Origin of the sequence: Soehngenia longivitae (assembly GCF_004684055.1) — a bacterium.
GTDB classification, from domain to species: domain Bacteria; phylum Bacillota; class Clostridia; order Tissierellales; family Tissierellaceae; genus Soehngenia; species Soehngenia longivitae.
Genome location: NZ_SRIB01000003.1, coordinates 130477 through 146265, shown reverse-complemented (window position 1 = coordinate 146265; position 15789 = coordinate 130477). Strand labels below are relative to the sequence as shown.

17 protein-coding genes are annotated in these 15789 nt (G+C 31.4%); all 17 read right to left on the bottom strand.

Annotated elements, in window-relative coordinates; all coding sequences use genetic code 11:
• Position 1: 1 nt before the first annotated feature.
• The 17 genes from E4100_RS03505 to E4100_RS03425 all read right to left on the bottom strand — a co-directional run bounded on the left by E4100_RS03505 (position 2) and on the right by E4100_RS03425 (position 15788).
• Complete coding sequence (locus E4100_RS03505; protein WP_135270658.1) at positions 2-766, bottom strand: WecB/TagA/CpsF family glycosyltransferase; 765 nt, start codon at positions 764-766, stop codon at positions 2-4.
• A 4-nt stretch (positions 767-770) separates the two neighbouring features.
• Positions 771-2978 (bottom strand): polysaccharide pyruvyl transferase CsaB, encoded by a 2208-nt coding sequence (gene csaB, locus E4100_RS03500; protein ID WP_135270657.1) that lies wholly within the window; start codon positions 2976-2978, stop codon positions 771-773.
• The gene (locus E4100_RS03495; RefSeq protein WP_135270656.1) at positions 2975-3937 is read right to left on the bottom strand and encodes a PIG-L deacetylase family protein; all 963 of its coding nucleotides are present in this window, start codon (positions 3935-3937) and stop codon (positions 2975-2977) included. Before E4100_RS03495 ends, csaB begins: the two co-directional genes overlap by 4 nt.
• A gap of 14 nt (positions 3938-3951) precedes the next feature.
• Positions 3952-4725: a GNAT family protein gene (locus E4100_RS03490; RefSeq protein WP_135270655.1), complete on the bottom strand. Its 774-nt coding sequence runs from the start codon at positions 4723-4725 to the stop codon at positions 3952-3954.
• Positions 4718-5194 (bottom strand): hypothetical protein, encoded by a 477-nt coding sequence (locus E4100_RS03485; RefSeq protein ID WP_135270654.1) that lies wholly within the window; start codon positions 5192-5194, stop codon positions 4718-4720. Before E4100_RS03485 ends, E4100_RS03490 begins: the two co-directional genes overlap by 8 nt.
• Positions 5195-5315: 121 nt before the next feature.
• Entirely contained in the window at positions 5316-5666 is a 351-nt protein-coding gene (locus E4100_RS03480) for a type II toxin-antitoxin system PemK/MazF family toxin (protein WP_135270653.1), read from the bottom strand.
• Positions 5663-5893, bottom strand: coding sequence for a hypothetical protein (locus E4100_RS03475; protein ID WP_135270652.1), 231 nt, complete (start codon positions 5891-5893; stop codon positions 5663-5665). The genes E4100_RS03480 and E4100_RS03475 overlap by 4 nt, the downstream gene beginning before the upstream one ends.
• Positions 5894-5979: 86 nt before the next feature.
• On the bottom strand, positions 5980-7149 hold the full coding sequence (gene alr / locus E4100_RS03470) for an alanine racemase (protein ID WP_135270651.1): 1170 nt from the start codon (positions 7147-7149) through the stop codon (positions 5980-5982).
• Between the two features lie 22 nt (positions 7150-7171).
• Entirely contained in the window at positions 7172-8386 is a 1215-nt protein-coding gene (locus E4100_RS03465; RefSeq protein WP_135270650.1) for an NAD(P)H-hydrate dehydratase, read from the bottom strand.
• Between the two features lie 76 nt (positions 8387-8462).
• Positions 8463-9026 (bottom strand): orotate phosphoribosyltransferase, encoded by a 564-nt coding sequence (gene pyrE / locus E4100_RS03460; RefSeq protein WP_135270649.1) that lies wholly within the window; start codon positions 9024-9026, stop codon positions 8463-8465.
• Entirely contained in the window at positions 9023-9931 is a 909-nt protein-coding gene (locus E4100_RS03455) for a dihydroorotate dehydrogenase (RefSeq protein ID WP_135270648.1), read from the bottom strand. The genes pyrE and E4100_RS03455 overlap by 4 nt, the downstream gene beginning before the upstream one ends.
• Positions 9924-10658, bottom strand: coding sequence for a dihydroorotate dehydrogenase electron transfer subunit (locus E4100_RS03450; RefSeq protein WP_135270647.1), 735 nt, complete (start codon positions 10656-10658; stop codon positions 9924-9926). The genes E4100_RS03455 and E4100_RS03450 overlap by 8 nt, the downstream gene beginning before the upstream one ends.
• Positions 10645-11508: an orotidine-5'-phosphate decarboxylase gene (pyrF, locus tag E4100_RS03445; RefSeq protein ID WP_135270646.1), complete on the bottom strand. Its 864-nt coding sequence runs from the start codon at positions 11506-11508 to the stop codon at positions 10645-10647. Before pyrF ends, E4100_RS03450 begins: the two co-directional genes overlap by 14 nt.
• On the bottom strand, positions 11498-12712 hold the full coding sequence (locus E4100_RS03440; RefSeq protein ID WP_135270645.1) for a dihydroorotase: 1215 nt from the start codon (positions 12710-12712) through the stop codon (positions 11498-11500). The genes pyrF and E4100_RS03440 overlap by 11 nt, the downstream gene beginning before the upstream one ends.
• 5 nt (positions 12713-12717) lie before the next feature.
• A complete protein-coding gene (locus E4100_RS03435) occupies positions 12718-13143 on the bottom strand; it encodes an aspartate carbamoyltransferase regulatory subunit (RefSeq protein WP_135270644.1) in 426 nt (141 codons plus the stop codon).
• The gene (gene pyrB, locus E4100_RS03430) at positions 13144-14064 is read right to left on the bottom strand and encodes an aspartate carbamoyltransferase (RefSeq protein ID WP_135270643.1); all 921 of its coding nucleotides are present in this window, start codon (positions 14062-14064) and stop codon (positions 13144-13146) included.
• A 173-nt stretch (positions 14065-14237) separates the two neighbouring features.
• Entirely contained in the window at positions 14238-15788 is a 1551-nt protein-coding gene (locus E4100_RS03425) for a hypothetical protein (RefSeq protein WP_135270642.1), read from the bottom strand.
• Between the last annotated feature and the right edge of the window lies 1 nt (position 15789).

The following is a 15789-nucleotide window of genomic DNA, read 5'->3' as shown; positions in this document are numbered from 1 at the left end:
CCTAATTTAACTCGTTTATAGCGTTTTTATCAAATATTACCTTAATTAAAAACATGGGTAAGTATATTTGTCTCTTTATTCTAGAAGGGTTTTTAATTAATCTATAAAACCATTCTAAATTTAATTTAATAAATATGTCAGGCGCTCTATTTACTCTCCCTGAGAGTACATCAATCACTCCGCCATTTCCTATCAAAACTGTAGCATTAATCTTATCCTTGTTTTTATCTATCCATATTTCTTGTTTAGGAAATCCAAATCCAACAAATATTATATCAGGTTTAGATCTATTTATGTCTTCAATTACTTCTTGTTCTTCTAAAGAATTATCATTTCCTGTGTGTGAACCACTAAAATATCCATGATGATACCCACACAATCTGATATTGGGATATTTTTTTAATATGTTTTCAAATGCGTCTTTACTTACTCCAGCTTTTCCCCCTAGAAGATATAGCCCTAAGCCATGTTTATTAGCAATTTCTAATAATTTTATGGATGTATCATAGCCGGTGACTCTTTCTTTTAATTCTATGTTTTTTAACTTGGCTCCATAGATTAAACCTATTCCATCTGGTATAACATGGACAGCAGAGTTTATTAATTTGATTAAACTTTCGTCTTTCTTTGCCATCATAACTATTTCAGTATTTGGCGTGAATACAGTTGTTTTTTTCTTGTTTAACAATGCATTTTCTAAATCTTTGCTGATATCCTCTAGAGTTGTATTTTCAACATTTATTCCAAAGAAATTTACTTTTCTCATCCATTCACCTTCCCAACAAGCTGTAGACTAATTCAACATTTTCTTTAGATAATTTCATTAAATCTTCCCTTTTTTCTGACAGTTTGTTTACTATTGTTTGTTTATTAGTGTATATTTCTTCGATATAATCAATTAGATATTCTGATTTTATGTCTTTTAAATCGACATAATAATCATACTCCATTTCCTTCAAAAATCCTTCTACTTTTGGATCATAAACAACGCCAATCATGGGCGTTACTTGAGATGCTGCATATATCAAAGTATGCAATCTCATGGATATGATTAAGTCCATTTTTTTAATTATGCTTAATATATTTTCTACAGGATATTCATTTCTAAGGATAAAGCATCCTTCTAAATTTGTCAATTCTAATAAGCGATTGCTTATTTCGATATCTTCCTTAAAATGCATTGGTATTAAAATGACATTTACTTGTTTAGTGTTTATCAGATAATTTATTGTCTTTTTAAATTCTGTTAACACTTTTTGATCATCGTTCCATCTTCTTATTGAAATACCTACGATTGGCTTGTCTATTGGTATTTTTTCATTTTTTAATATATCTTTCACTAAGTTTTCATCAGTTGCTTTGAGTGTAAATACAGGATCTGCAGTAACTTTTATGTTATTGTTTTTTACTCCCAATTCTTCTAAGTATTCTTTAGATAAATTATCCCTTAATGAAATATAGTCTACTTTGTTGAGAATCTTGCGTGTTAGAATTCTATTCATCTTCTTATTGATAGGTCCAATCCCGTTTGCATATACAAAAATTGATTTTTTAAACATGAGCGCTAATTTCATCAAAGCTAAATAATATAAAAGGGATCTTGTAGAAGTTATATCCTGCAGCAAACTTCCTCCACCACTGATCAATAAGTCTGTTTCTTTAATTGAAGAAATAACTTCTCTTATTTTAAATCTATTAGCAGAAAATACTTCACACATTTTTTCGGTCTTATCAGGGTTATTAGATAAAACTTTAATTTTTAAATCATTGTCATAATCAAGCAAATCATTGACTATGGCCTTGAGTATTGCATCATCTCCGCTGTTGTCAAATCCAAAATAACCTGACATTAGGACTTTTGGGGAAGAGCTTAAAATATGATTATAAATCTTTATGTGATTCTGTGCCATAGAATTGTACGAATACTTTTCACAAACATCAGCATGTAGTCTTTGCCCCATTTTAGTCCTTTCTTCTTCATTTTCAACTAAGTAGACTATTTTATCGGCTAATTCTAAGTAATCACCTACTTCTATCAGAAATCCATTTACTCCGTTTTTAACAAGTTTGTTTATACCGCCTACATTTGTTGTTATTACAGGTTTTTTAAATTTGGCTCCTTCTAGGATTGTGTAAGGAAAACTCTCGCTTACAGAAGTCAAACAATTTATGTCAATTGCATTTATAAAAGAATATGCATCATTTACATATCCTAATAAATAAACATCTTTCTCTATGCCATACTCCTTTAGCATTTTCTCAATTTCTTCTTTTTCAGGCCCTTCTCCAGCAATTAAGACTTTAATTTTGTGCTTTTTTAATACCTCATTTACAGCTTTTAAAAATGTAACGTGGTCTTTTACTTTATCTAGCCTAGCTAAAATACCCACAAACACATCATCTTTATCATATTTGATTTCATATCTATTTAAGAAATCTTCTTTAGATATAAAATGCTCTCCTTTGTCACAATCAATACCATTATATGTTACAAAAATCTTGTCTCGTCTAAAGCCTCTATCTATCAACATATTTCTAAAAGTATCTGAAACAGCGATGTAATAATCGAATTTTTTCAAGCTAATCCTATTTAGATTTGTGTATACTAGCCTTTTATAGAAATTGTCTTTAAAATCCAGCTTATAGTCACTATGAATTGTTGTAACAAATGGTTTATTTACTTTTCTTTTTAAAAATGTAGCTATGAAGTTAGCTCTTGCGCCATGGCAGTGGATTATATCATAATTCTCTTTTTCTATTTCTGCTACTAATCTATCAACCACAGACAAATCAAATCTCTTATCTTGCCTAAAAACTTCAATGTTTATTCCCTCTTTTAGAGCATCTTGATAAAATGAATCTTCTATAAAGCATATCAATTTAACATTTATCGATTTGCTTAAGCCTTTTAACAGAGATATAATATGAGTTTTTGCTCCTCCACTATCTCCTCCACTGATTAAATGTAGTACTTTCAAGTTAAATGGCTCATTTTATTAGAGCCTCCCTCCTCTCCGAAGAGAATTTCATTAACTTTTCTGCTAAACTCTTTCTTTTTATCCTTATTATTCCTGAACGCTTTAATCAAATTGAATTCACCGCTAAGTTGTACATAGTCCAAAGGATTGTAGTTATTCTCTATAAGGTATTTTGAAGCTTTAGCTAGTGAATCTAGGTCTGCCTTAACAAATACTTCTGCGGCTACGCCTTTTTTATAATAAATTTTCTGCCTTTCATCAAGTAAAATAAATACATCAAATCCCATAGCCCATTGGGAAGTAAAAACTCTGAAAACTCTTTTTTTGTTTTCAAATTGTTCCTTAGTAAGAGCTGTTATATTGGTTATAAGTTCAGGCATGATTGGACTATTGACTTGATAACACAGTATTTTTATATTTTTTTTATCAATATTATCTATGTTTTCTAATGCTTTTAAAACAGCTATTGAAGTATTGTAATGATCTATATGTGAGTCTATTAAAAATGGCATGTATATGATAGTAGGGTTTAAGTCTTCAACAACTCCTTTGATGTCGCGAATTAATTTGTCATCTCTATAGTTCACTTTGGAATCTTTATAATCCAGATAAATAATATCTCTAATTCCATAAATTTCTTTAAGTGTTTGCGCTTCATTTTTCCTTACTTTTATTAGCTCATCTTCGTTTAAATCTGTAGTTGCTCCACTTCCATCTGTTATATATACAATATACACTTCACTTAACTTCTCTTTGTATTTTAACAAAGTGCCTCCTAAACCTATTGTCTCATCATCTACATGTGGCGCAAATACAATAACTTTATCATTTAACTCCATAAGATGATCTACATCGTAGATGTCTTTTTTAGGACATCTAAAATATACATATTTGGTGTAAATTCTATTTACTATGCTCATTGGTTTTTTGAGTATTTTTTTTATTTTACTCTTATTCAAATTATCACCTTCATCTAAAAATAGTCTGCTTTATTCATAGGAATAGCAGGGAAATCTTTTTTTTCTAACCTATTATCATAGAACACTGTAATGCTATTTTTTTTAAATAACTTATAAAATAATGTTTCTTTATCTACATACTTAAGGATGATTCCAAGATTTGTTTTCTCAAAATAATCATTGTATGCTGGATTGAAATTCCCTAAATAGTAATAAATGCCATTTTTTCTCTTTAATAGCAAATATGATACTTCTTTTCCACTTGAATAGTAATATTTAGTGTTTGGTTTGTTAGCAAATCTCCATTTTAAATAGTCTTCATCTATATAATCTACTTTATTGTCCAAGTCACCTTTATTAACGTTTAAGCTTAAATACCTCTTTTTATATATTTGCCACCCGAGTTTTAAATTACCTGGGAGTGAATTTTCATTTGGAAAATTATAAATAAAAGAACCTTTGCTTTTTTCTAGAGCTAATTTACTCATCTGAGAAAATATCCCCATTTTGCGATATTCTTCTGAGACAGCAGTGTCGCATGGTTGATAAGCAATTTGATTGTTTAAATCATTTCTCCAGAAACATCTTATTCCAATTAAATTTGTATCATCATAGCAAAACACGTGAATTGAATCACCATAAATATTTTTCCTGTATTTCCAATCAAACCATGAGCTACTCATATTTTTGTTAAAAATAAAGTTGAAGAGTTTTAAAAATGATAGCTCATCTTCTTTTGAAACTTCACTTGTCATTTTTACTTCGTAATGTATTTTATTTTCATTCAATTATATATTCACCTCTGACTAAGACGAAGGTTGAATCTTCAATTATAACTAGACCTCTACCATCATCTCTTGGAATGATCAGTTGATGATTTCTAGGGATATTTTCTCCTTCTTTTAAGTCAACACCATCTGTAACGTCTGATATTCCTCCTAAATCACTAACTTTTGCAATAGCTTTTCCACTTCTCAATATAAACTCTGTTCCTTCTCTGCCAATTATCTTTTGCCCGTTTTTAAGTTCTATTACTACTAAATTATTTAAGCTAGTGTTATTTAAACTACTTATCTTATCATCAACATATTTCTTTACTTCTGAAATTCTTTGCTCTAAGTAACTTAAAGTTATCAATGGGTCAGTTTCTAAACCAGCACTTGCAAAGCTATTGGCATCACCCAAACTCATAAATAATCCAGTACCAACAATTATTCCGGTCATCCCAAATATGATTAATCTTTTCTTTATTTTCATTCAAAAAACACCTCACTATAAATTATCAACTAATTGTCAACCTTCATTATACTATAAATAAGCAAAAATAATAAGCACTTTAAAATTTCTAAGTGCTTATTATTGCTAAAATATGTATTTATTAATAATTATCAAGTCCAACACTTATCTTAAGTGCCGTATCAATTTTTTCCATCATTTCGTCATCGAATTTTCCCACTTTTTCTCTAAGCCTTTTTTTATCAATAGTCCTAATTTGTTCTAATAACACTACAGAGTCCTTTGGTAGCCCAAAATCTTGTGCAGTAATCTCAACGTGTGTAGGAAGCCTCGCTTTATTTATTTGAGATGTAATCGCTGCTACTATAACAGTAGGACTATATTTATTTCCAACATCATTTTGTATTATAAGTATAGGCCTTACTCCGCCTTGTTCTGAGCCAACCACAGGACTAAGATCCGCATAATATATTTCTCCTCTTTTTACTATCATAAAAATCTATGCCCCAAGTTCATTTCGTAATACATCAAGTCAATCATATCCTCCTCAATGCCTATTTCTGCAAGGGTTAAGTTGATTTGGCTGACTTCCTCATAAGCTTTTACAAATTCTTGATATTTTTTACATTTGCAACCGTTATTACACAAATATTGTAGCTGTCTAAACATGATGTCACTTTCGCTCAATATTACTGGAAGTCTAAAATTAACTTGTGCCATGAAATCCACCTCCCTTATCGGCTTAGAGATATTTAAATAATGTTACATGATGATTATATATCTTTATTAAAAACTATGTCAATAGTTCAGTCTGTCAAATACTCTACAATCTCAACAATTTCTCCATTTTCAACATATGCTCTCGGTACTCTTCTGTTCATCATACATGTAATCTCATAATTAATTGTACCTATTGATTTTGCAATTTCATCAACATGAGGATATCCTTCTTCTTTGTCTCCAAATAATACAACTTCATCTCCAATATTTACATCTTGTATTTCTGTGACATCTATCATAAATTGATCCATACAAATATTGCCTACTGCATTCGCTAAGTGACCATTAACAAAAACTTTACTCTTGTTAGATAATAACCTTGTATACCCATCTGCGTATCCAATAGGAATTGTTGCAATTTTTGAAGGTTTTTCTGTTATAAATTTGTGTCCATAACTAATTCCAGTATGTGTTGGTACATTTTTTACATTTGATATCACAGACTTAAGAGTCATGACTGGTTTTAAATTAATCCTATCTTTATTTACCTCATCTGAAGGATAAAGTCCATAGAGAATTATTCCAGGTCTTACTAAATCTAAATTAAATTCAGGTAAATCGATTATTGCTGCAGAATTTGAAACATGCTTAAGCTCAATATATAGACCTCTTTGCTCTAGGTTGTTTACAATTTTAATGAACTTATTAAATTGCTCAATTGTCTCTGTCTTATCTTTTTCATCTGCTTTTGCAAAATGTGTAAATATACCTTCTATGCTTATATTCGGAAGAGTGCTTATTTTTAGTATCTCGTCGATAGATTCATCCGTTGGTAAAAAACCTAGTCTGCCCATCCCTGTGTCTATTTTTATGTGTATCTTTGCGGCTTTCCCTAGATTCATAGCTTTTTTAGATAATTCCCTTGCATCTTCATATCTATATATCGTTTGAATTAGGTCATACGATAAAACTTCTTCGTATCTTCTAGGGTTAGTATAATTTAGAAGCAAAATAGGAACATTTATATTTTCTCTTCGAAGTTCAATTGCTTCATCTAATATGGACACCGCAAATCTAGTTGCGCCAATTTGCAAGTATTTTTTAGCTAATACTACTGAGCCATGACCATAAGCATTAGCTTTAATTACAGGCATTATTATAGTTCTGTCATTCACTATTTTCCTTATTTCATTGAAGTTATGTTCTACATTGTCTAAATTGATTTCAAGAAATGTTTCTCTGTGATTTGTTAACATATCATGCATCTCCAGTACAATATTATTTTACTATACAATTAATTGCTTTGGGCAAAAATTCTATAATGTCTCTTGCTGTCATTCCGTATTCTCCATACTTTTCTTTAGCTAAATCACCAGCTAGCCCATGCACATATACCCCCATTACACAAGCATCATAAGGATTATATCCCTGCCCAACAAAAGATGTGATTATCCCAGATAAGACATCGCCACTTCCTGCTGTTGCCATACCAGGATTTCCTGAATAGTTTTTATAAACAGAGTTGCCATCTGTTACTATTGTTTCATGCCCTTTTAATACTGTAATTACATTTCTTTCTCTTGAAAAATCAACTGCACATTCTTCTTTATGTTGATTTATATATTTTACGTCTTTTTTTATCAATCTAGACATTTCTCCAGGATGTGGCGTGACTATAGTTTTCCCAATCCTTTCGTTAAAAATTTCGATATCATCTGAGATGTTATTTAAACCATCTGCATCGATTATTAGTGTGTTTTTAAAATTATTTATGCAATAATTAGTATAGGTCTTTTGTTTATAACCAATTCCCATCCCAGGACCTACTAACATTGTCGTAAACTCGTTGATGTCTATTTTATTCAATACATAACTTTCGATATCTACAATTATCGCCTCCGTTGGAACAATATTAGCTATATTTAATAAAGGCATATTGACTAATCCGTAGACTAGCCCAGCTCCACTCCTTAAAGCGGAATAAGCTGATAAATATAAAGCGCCTGTCATTCCAATACATCCAGCAATAATTCCGATTTTCCCATAATCTCCTTTGTGTGATTCCAGCTTCCTTTCATTTAATCGATAGGGCATATTAATTGGTATTTCTACTTTAGAACTTTTATTTGTTAAAGCTACAGCCACAGCTACTGAATAATCTTTCTCATTTGAAATTGATATGTCTACATCTTCAACTCCCAACATACTAAATATTAATCTAAGTTTATTATTCAAAGATATAAACGGATTACCTAGACTATTGTGTTTTATCTCTATGTCTTTCCATGAAATTTCTCCTATGCCAGTTCCAATCATTTTGGAAATTGCTTCTTTTGCAGCAAATAGTCCAGCTATAGTTGCTGTAGATTCTTTTTTCGCTTTTATATAGTTCAGCTCATTTTCTGTAAAAACTCTTTTATAAAATGCATCTTTATTTTCTTTTAAAATTTTTTCTATTCTCTCATTTTTTACTATATCTATTCCTGTTAGCATAAAATCATCTCCATAGTAATAGAATAACACCTATTTTATTAAATTTAAAGAGGTGTTATTTTTTAAACTATTAATTTTATTTAAACTTTCTGCTGCCAGGTTTTACTAGCGCTAAACCAGCTTTACATAAGGGGCATTCATCTGCATCATATACTGTTGCATCTAACTTTAATGCAGAATATAAGGGTAAGTTAATTTTTTCGACCGTTCTGTCGATTATAGCTGCAATTCCAATTACTTCCCCTCCTAAGCTCTCAATTACTTCAATAGTTTCATATGATGACTTCCCAGTTGTTATTACATCTTCTGCGATAAGCACTTTTTGCCCTTTCTCAATCTCAAAACCTCTTCTTAATTTCATTATATTATCTTCTCTCTCAGTAAATAGAGATGGCTTGCCAAGTTGTCTTGCAATTTCATAGCTTACAATTATTCCACCCATTGCAGGTCCAACCACTACATCAATATCTAGATCTTTTATTTTTTCTACGATTTTTTTTATTACAATCTCAGCTTTATCTGGGTATTGAAGTAGCTTTGCGCATTGAACATATTTGTCACTGTGTTTACCTGATGACAATAAAAAATGGCCTTCTAATATAGCACCAGTTTGAATTAATAAATCTAATATTTCCATCATTTACCTCCAATTATCCCTGTGATTTCTTTTAAATTGCTTATTTTTTCTTTCTTCATAAATTCTTCAATTCCTTCTACAATCTTCTTTGAGGCGTATATGTCTCTAAAATTTGCACTACCCACTTGTATTAAAGTAGCACCAGCCATGATAAACTCAATTGCATCCTCATAGTCCATTATTCCACCAATGCCTATGATCGGAACATCTACTGCTTTTTTTACTTCATACACAATCCTAAGCGCTATGGGTTTAATACAAGGTCCTGATAATCCAGCTGTAATGTTATTAAATATTGGCTTTCTTTTATTTATGTCAATCGCAAGTGCGTTGAAAGTATTAACTAATGACAATGCGTCAGCTCCTGCTTTTACACAAGCTTGTGCCATTTTAGAAATATCTTTAGCATTTGGTGAAAGTTTTACAACTAGTTTCTTTTTTGTCGCCATTCTCACTTCTTTAACAACTTCATAGGCTACTTTTTCATCAATCCCAAATGCCATTCCACCTTCTTTTACATTAGGGCAGGATATGTTGAGTTCTATGATAGGTATATCAGTTTCGTCTAACTTTTTAGCCCCTAAAACATATTCTTCAATACTGTCGCCACCTAAATTTGCTAATATTACGATGTCCTTTTTCAATAAAAAGGGAAGTTCATCTTCTATAAATCTATTGATGCCTGGGTTTTGTAAACCAATGCTGTTCATAAGCCCTGAAGGAGTCTCATATATTCTTCTTCCAAGGTTTCCTATTTTTTCATGTAGTGTCAAACCTTTCGTTGATATACCGCCTAATATACTTATATCAAAGTATTCATCGTACTCTTTTCCATAGCCAAAAGTTCCCGAGGCTGCAATTACAGGATTTTTAAAATTTATTCCTAAAAACTCTACAGTGCTATTCATAAAAATACACCTCTTTTGCGTCGAAAACTGGCCCATCTTTGCAAACTCTCTTCATCCCATCTCTTGTTTGAATTGTGCATCCTAAACAGCTTCCTATCCCGCAAGCCATATAGTTTTCCATTGATACATAAAGCATAGTTTTATTTTGTGCCATCTTAGCTATTGCTTTTAACATAGGTTCTGGCCCACAAGCGTAAATCACATCGTAATCATCAACGTTTATCAGTTCTGTAACAAGTCCTTTGTGCCAACCTAAGCCTTCTTCAGATGCTATATATAAATTATTAGAATGAGCAAGACATTCATCAATTAGGTAAGGTTCTGCTCTAAAGCCAGCATACATATCCATGTTTTTGTGGTATTTTTTAAGTAAATAAATCATTGGAGCTATGCCTATTCCACCACTGACTACTGCAGATTTCAAATTTTCATTCACAGTAAACCCATTTCCGAGTGGACCTGTCAGTTGAACTAATTCTTCAGTTTTAATTGAAGCTAGTTCTTTCGTGCCTTTCCCTCTTAATTCATATACAAAGCTAATTTGTTTATCTTGAATATCAGATATGCTTAGAGGCCTTGATAAGAAAGGATCAAGACCGTTCCAAGCTCTAACCATATAAAATTGACCTGGATTTCCTAAAACATGACCTCGTAAAGTTATCTTATATATGTTGTTAGCAATTTCTCTATTGTCTATGACATTACACTCAATATTACCTTCTTTCAAAACCAATATCCTCCCTCATATCAAAGACTGCTTTTCTAATATGTTGATTGAAATTCTCATATTCATCTTCTTTGCCTTTATGTGCTGTTATTATCCCTCTCGAGGAATTAACTATTCCGCCATTCCCATTTTTAAGGTACAGATTCACATCATTTCCTTTAGCTCCTTGAGCTCCATACCCAGGGATTAAGAAAAACATATTTTCATATCTGTTTCTTATCTCTATTGCTTCATCAATATGTGTCCCACCTACTACTGCACCTATCGGTGAATATCCACACGAGGATAAATATTGATTTGATAATTCATATAATTTATCTCCTACATGATAATAAATTTCTTTACCATCTTCGCACTTTAAGTATTCGATATCCTTGGCACCTGGGTTTGAAGTCCTAAGAAGCACAAATACGCCCTTGTCACCATTTGCTATATTGTCTAAATAAGGCATGATGCTGTCAAATCCCATATATGGGTTTAAAGTTATGAAGTCGGCTTCAAAATCACCCTCAAAATGTGCTCTTTTATACATAATCGCTGTAGTTGCTATATCTCCTCTTTTTATATCCCCTATCGAAATAAGGTCATTTGCTTTTAGATATTTCAAAGTCTTTGAGTAAGCGATCAATCCTTTGATCCCTAAAGCCTCATAATAGGCTATTTGTAATTTATATGTGCTTACAATGTCATAAGTAGCATCGATAATCCTTTTATTAAATTGAAATACAACCTCATCGATGTCCTGATACTTGTTTTTAATTTGATCTGGTATATAGTCAATAGCAGTATCTAGTCCTACGCATACACATCCTTTTTCTTCAACTCTATTATAAAGCTTCTCAATTATCACAAAATCTCTCCTTTTTAAAAGCATCATCAAGGTATTTTATTTCTCCATCTTTAACTGTCATTAATATTTCTCCATAGAACTTCATGCCATCAAATGCAGTGTTCTTTGATTTGGAATAAAAATCATTTGAGTTTACAACAGATTCTTTTTCTAAATCTACGATTACATAGTTTGCTTTACTCCCGCTTTGTAGTATTCCATATTCTAAATTTAAAATTCTGGCTGGGCCATAAGTTAATAAACATGATAATCTTTTTAAATCAATGCATTTTGATTTTACTAAAGTGGTATATGCTACTTTAAATGCAGTCTCTAGGCCCACCATTCCTGGAGCATTTTTTTGTTTGTCTTCTATACTATGAGGTGCATGGTCAGTTGCTATTGCATCTACTACACCATCTTTTATAGCTTTTATTAGCCTATCTACATCTTCTTTTTCTCTAATAGGTGGGTTTACTCTATAATCATTATCCCAAAGTGCGATGTGATGAGGCGTCACATCGCATGTTACATTGTCATTTTTGCCCTTTGCTCTTTCAATCTCTTCGATAGCTTCTTTTGTGCTCACATGGGTTAAATGTAACTTAGCATTTATTTTTTTGTTTATATATATATCCCTTATTGTCTCCAAGTTTTCTGCTAATCTATAGTCTATCTTTGATATTTCTTCATCCTCAGCATGTATCAGTACTACTAAGTCTTTCTCTTTTGCTTTTATGAGTGCTTCATACATAACTCTAGAACTCTTTATCCCCTTCCCATCATCAGATATTACTTTGATAGCTTTAGAAATATGATCTAGATGGTTGAGAGAGACTCCATCAAAGTTTTCGGTTATGGAAAGAGTCTGATTGACATCGATCAGTCCAATATTTTTGGCCTTTTGCAACACATATGAGACAATTTTTTCATCAGAACATATTGGATTCGTATTTGCCATTAGATTTACATAAGTAAACCCACCTCTAACTGCAGCCCTGCTTCCACTTAAAAGATCTTCTTTGTAAACATAGCCTGGGTCTCTAAAATGTGCATGTAAATCTATAAACGATGGCATCAGCACAAGTTCCTTGCCGTTTATTATGACTTCTTCATCCTCTGATTCTATCGACTCACCTAACTTAACTATTTTATTATCTTTTATCAATACATCTGTAAAAAAATCTTTTTCTTTATCAACCAGTCGTATATTTTTTATAAGCATTTAAATTACTCCCATTTGTATATATGATCACAGTATACGCATTTATAAGTTGCATTTTGTTGATCTATTAACTTAAATCTATGTGTTATTTCTCTTTCTACAGTAGTTATACATCTAGGGTTTTTACATTTTATTATATCCTCAACATACTCAGGCATAGCCAACTTAATTTTGTCGATAATTACTTCATTTTCGATTATATTTACAGTAATGTTAGGATCTAAAAAGCCTAATACATTTAAATCTATATCGATAGTGTTTTCGATCTTTATTATGTCCTTTCTTCCATATTTTTGGCTTGAAGCATTCATTATAAGAGCCACAGTGTAATCTGCTTTATCCAATTTTAGATATTCAAATATTTTTAATCCCATTCCTGGTTTTATGTGATCTATAACAATTCCCTTTTTTATACTAGTGATCTCTAACATTTATCTTACCCCCAAAAGTTTTGCAATAAGTCCCATTCTTACGTACATTCCATTTTTAACTTGTCTAAAATACCAAGCTCTTTTGTCATCATCCACTTCTATTTTTATTTCATTTACTCTTGGGAGTGGATGCAATATTGCTAAGTTCTCTTTTGCATTCTTTAATTTTTCTAAGTCCAATATATAACTATCCTTCAACCTAACATAGTCTGCTTCATTAAAAAATCTTTCTTTTTGGACTCTTGTCATATAAAGCACATCTAATTTGTCTATGACATTTTCGAGTCTTTCTTCTTCATGTATCTTTATATTTTTTCTTTTTAATTCATTCATTAAGTAATCTGGGATTTGTAATTCATGAGGTGAGATTAGGAAAAAGTCTACATTTTCATATCTAGACATTGCTTTAAGAAGTGAATGTACGGTTCTGCCAAACTTTAAGTCTCCACAGCAACCAATTGTGAGATTATTCAATCTCTTATGTGCATCTAATATAGTGAATAAATCAGTTAACGTTTGAGTAGGGTGTTGATGCCCACCATCTCCTGCGTTTATCAACGGAACTGGACAATACTCTATTCCGTGAATTGGAGCACCTTCATTTGGATGTCTCATCGCAATTATATCTGCATAAGCTCCAACTGTTCTTAATGTATCTGCTAAACTCTCTCCCTTCGCTACAGAAGAAGAGCCTGGCTCCGAAAAACCGATTACTTGGCCGCCTAATCTAAGCATGGCAGCTTCAAAGCTAAATTTGGTTCTCGTGCTAGGCTCATAAAATAGAGTAGCTAGGATTTTCCCACGACAAACATCGTTAAAATCCTTTTCATTTTCAATTATCTCTTGAGTTAATTCAAAAATACTTTCTAGCTCTTCTAAAGTAAAGTCTTCTGGATCTACAAGATTTCTTCCTTTTAACATTTTTTTCCTCCTTTTTACCTGAAGGATGCGCTAGAATAAAAGCCTTCTATCAATTTAAAAGAAGGCTTATCCGCTCTCCTTTCTAACCTCTCTGGATTAGTTTAAAGGTATTTATTTATATTAAATTATCATAGTTTAGGATAATTATCAATAGTTATTTTTGGCTACTAAAATCATTCCCAATTTTGCAGGGCTTTTTTAGCTGATTTTACAGTTTTAGTTGTAATAGCTACTGTAGCTATCAAAATTATCCAAGGTCCAAACCAAGCAATCATTTTAAACCATATTTTTGAATTTTCATTTATGTAGTCTAACATAACAAATGGTATTATCGAACCTAATCCAAATAAAAAGGATGTGAATTGTATTGAAACACTTTCTCTAAAACTAAGCTTTACTGCTGGCCCATTGGAGTCTCTGTTTGGGTCCTTTAAAAATATATATAGCCCAAAATAGGACGAAAATAACAGTACTGAAATCATCGGAATGATGCTTAAAAACATGATTGGATTTAGACCTATTCCAAAGTATGCAACAATTAAAACTATGAGATATACTAATGTGTAAATTGCAGCAGGTATCATAGCTTTAACTTTTAATACGAAACCATCATCAACAGGTAAAAGCCTTGTAAGTGGCCATGTTTTTCTTTCTACGCTCATCAATTGCATACTTAAATTTGACGTATACATCGAAGCAAATAAAGCCACAAACATAGCCCCGCTTATAAACTGTTTGTTTATTAACAACATAATTACAGGAAATACAATTGCATACGCAATTCCAAATAAATTTTGAGGATTTCTAAAAGTTAATCTAAGTTCTTTATTTATCACAGGGTGTCTTGAAACATTAACTCCCTTTGCAACTTTAGCTTTTCCTCTGCCACTTTCCAATGCAAAGTGGTTGGAATTCTTATATATAAAATATCCCATAATAACTATAGATAGTGATACTAGACCTATTGTTTTTAGATCTAAACTTGTTAAATACATAAACCAGTTTATCGGCAATAAATACGAATATTCTCCACGGATAATTCCAAAAAATGAATTAAAACTATTTAATGTTTCTTCAGGTGAAGCATTTATCTGTCTTGGCATTAAATTCATTATCACTACATAACCGATTATACTAACATATAAAAATACTTGTGAAATGGTTTTAGCACTCGATTTTGTCATTATTCTAGCAAAAACCGAACCTAATAATAGCGATAAAAATAACAAAAGTAATATAAAAAGTAATATTGCCATTACACTAAGAATTATATTTGCTTCGATTAATATTGCATATACTATTCCGATCACGACAAGCATGGCAAGCGGAATCATGCCCATTGAAAGCCCCATGATTGACTTAAATATGAAAATACTTGATTTTCTAATTGGCAATGTAAATAAAAACTCTAAATCTTCGGATTCGTATATGTTAAACACCATACTTGGAACTAGTGTCAATACTGACATTAGGCCTAGTGTAAGTGGGTAAATAAACATATAAATGTCAAATAAATATCCATCATAATTTAAGCCGAGGCTAGTTAGTGGAATAATCAAAGCCTTCCCTATTTGATAAAAAACTAATCCTAAAGGAATAGTTAAAGAAAGCATTACAATTATAGTTATAATCCATCCTAATATGCCTGAGAAATTAATCTTACTGTTTTTATTTGGTTTTGTAACTTTTGATGCGTATTTATTTAATAGTAGAAATTCTCTCATT

Bases quoted from the DNA above. Each gene is read 5' to 3' on its own strand.
- pyrB (WP_135270643.1), bottom strand. From the start codon at position 14,064: ATGTTAAAAGGAAGAAATCTTGTAGATCCAGAAGACTTTACTTTAGAA.
- pyrE (WP_135270649.1), bottom strand. From the start codon at position 9,026: ATGATGGAAATATTAGATTTATTAATTCAAACTGGTGCTATATTAGAA.
- E4100_RS03455 (WP_135270648.1), bottom strand. From the start codon at position 9,931: ATGAATAGCACTGTAGAGTTTTTAGGAATAAATTTTAAAAATCCTGTA.
- E4100_RS03425 (WP_135270642.1), bottom strand. From the start codon at position 15,788: ATGAGAGAATTTCTACTATTAAATAAATACGCATCAAAAGTTACAAAA.
- alr (WP_135270651.1), bottom strand. From the start codon at position 7,149: ATGTTAACAAATCACAGAGAAACATTTCTTGAAATCAATTTAGACAAT.
- E4100_RS03465 (WP_135270650.1), bottom strand. From the start codon at position 8,386: ATGCTAACAGGAATAGATATAGTAAAAAATGAGAGAATAGAAAAAATT.
- E4100_RS03440 (WP_135270645.1), bottom strand. From the start codon at position 12,712: ATGCTTATAAAAAATATACGACTGGTTGATAAAGAAAAAGATTTTTTT.
- E4100_RS03485 (WP_135270654.1), bottom strand. From the start codon at position 5,194: ATGAAAATAAAGAAAAGATTAATCATATTTGGGATGACCGGAATAATT.
- E4100_RS03505 (WP_135270658.1), bottom strand. From the start codon at position 766: ATGAGAAAAGTAAATTTCTTTGGAATAAATGTTGAAAATACAACTCTA.
- E4100_RS03435 (WP_135270644.1), bottom strand. From the start codon at position 13,143: ATGTTAGAGATCACTAGTATAAAAAAGGGAATTGTTATAGATCACATA.
- E4100_RS03480 (WP_135270653.1), bottom strand. From the start codon at position 5,666: ATGATAGTAAAAAGAGGAGAAATATATTATGCGGATCTTAGTCCTGTG.
- E4100_RS03475 (WP_135270652.1), bottom strand. From the start codon at position 5,893: ATGGCACAAGTTAATTTTAGACTTCCAGTAATATTGAGCGAAAGTGAC.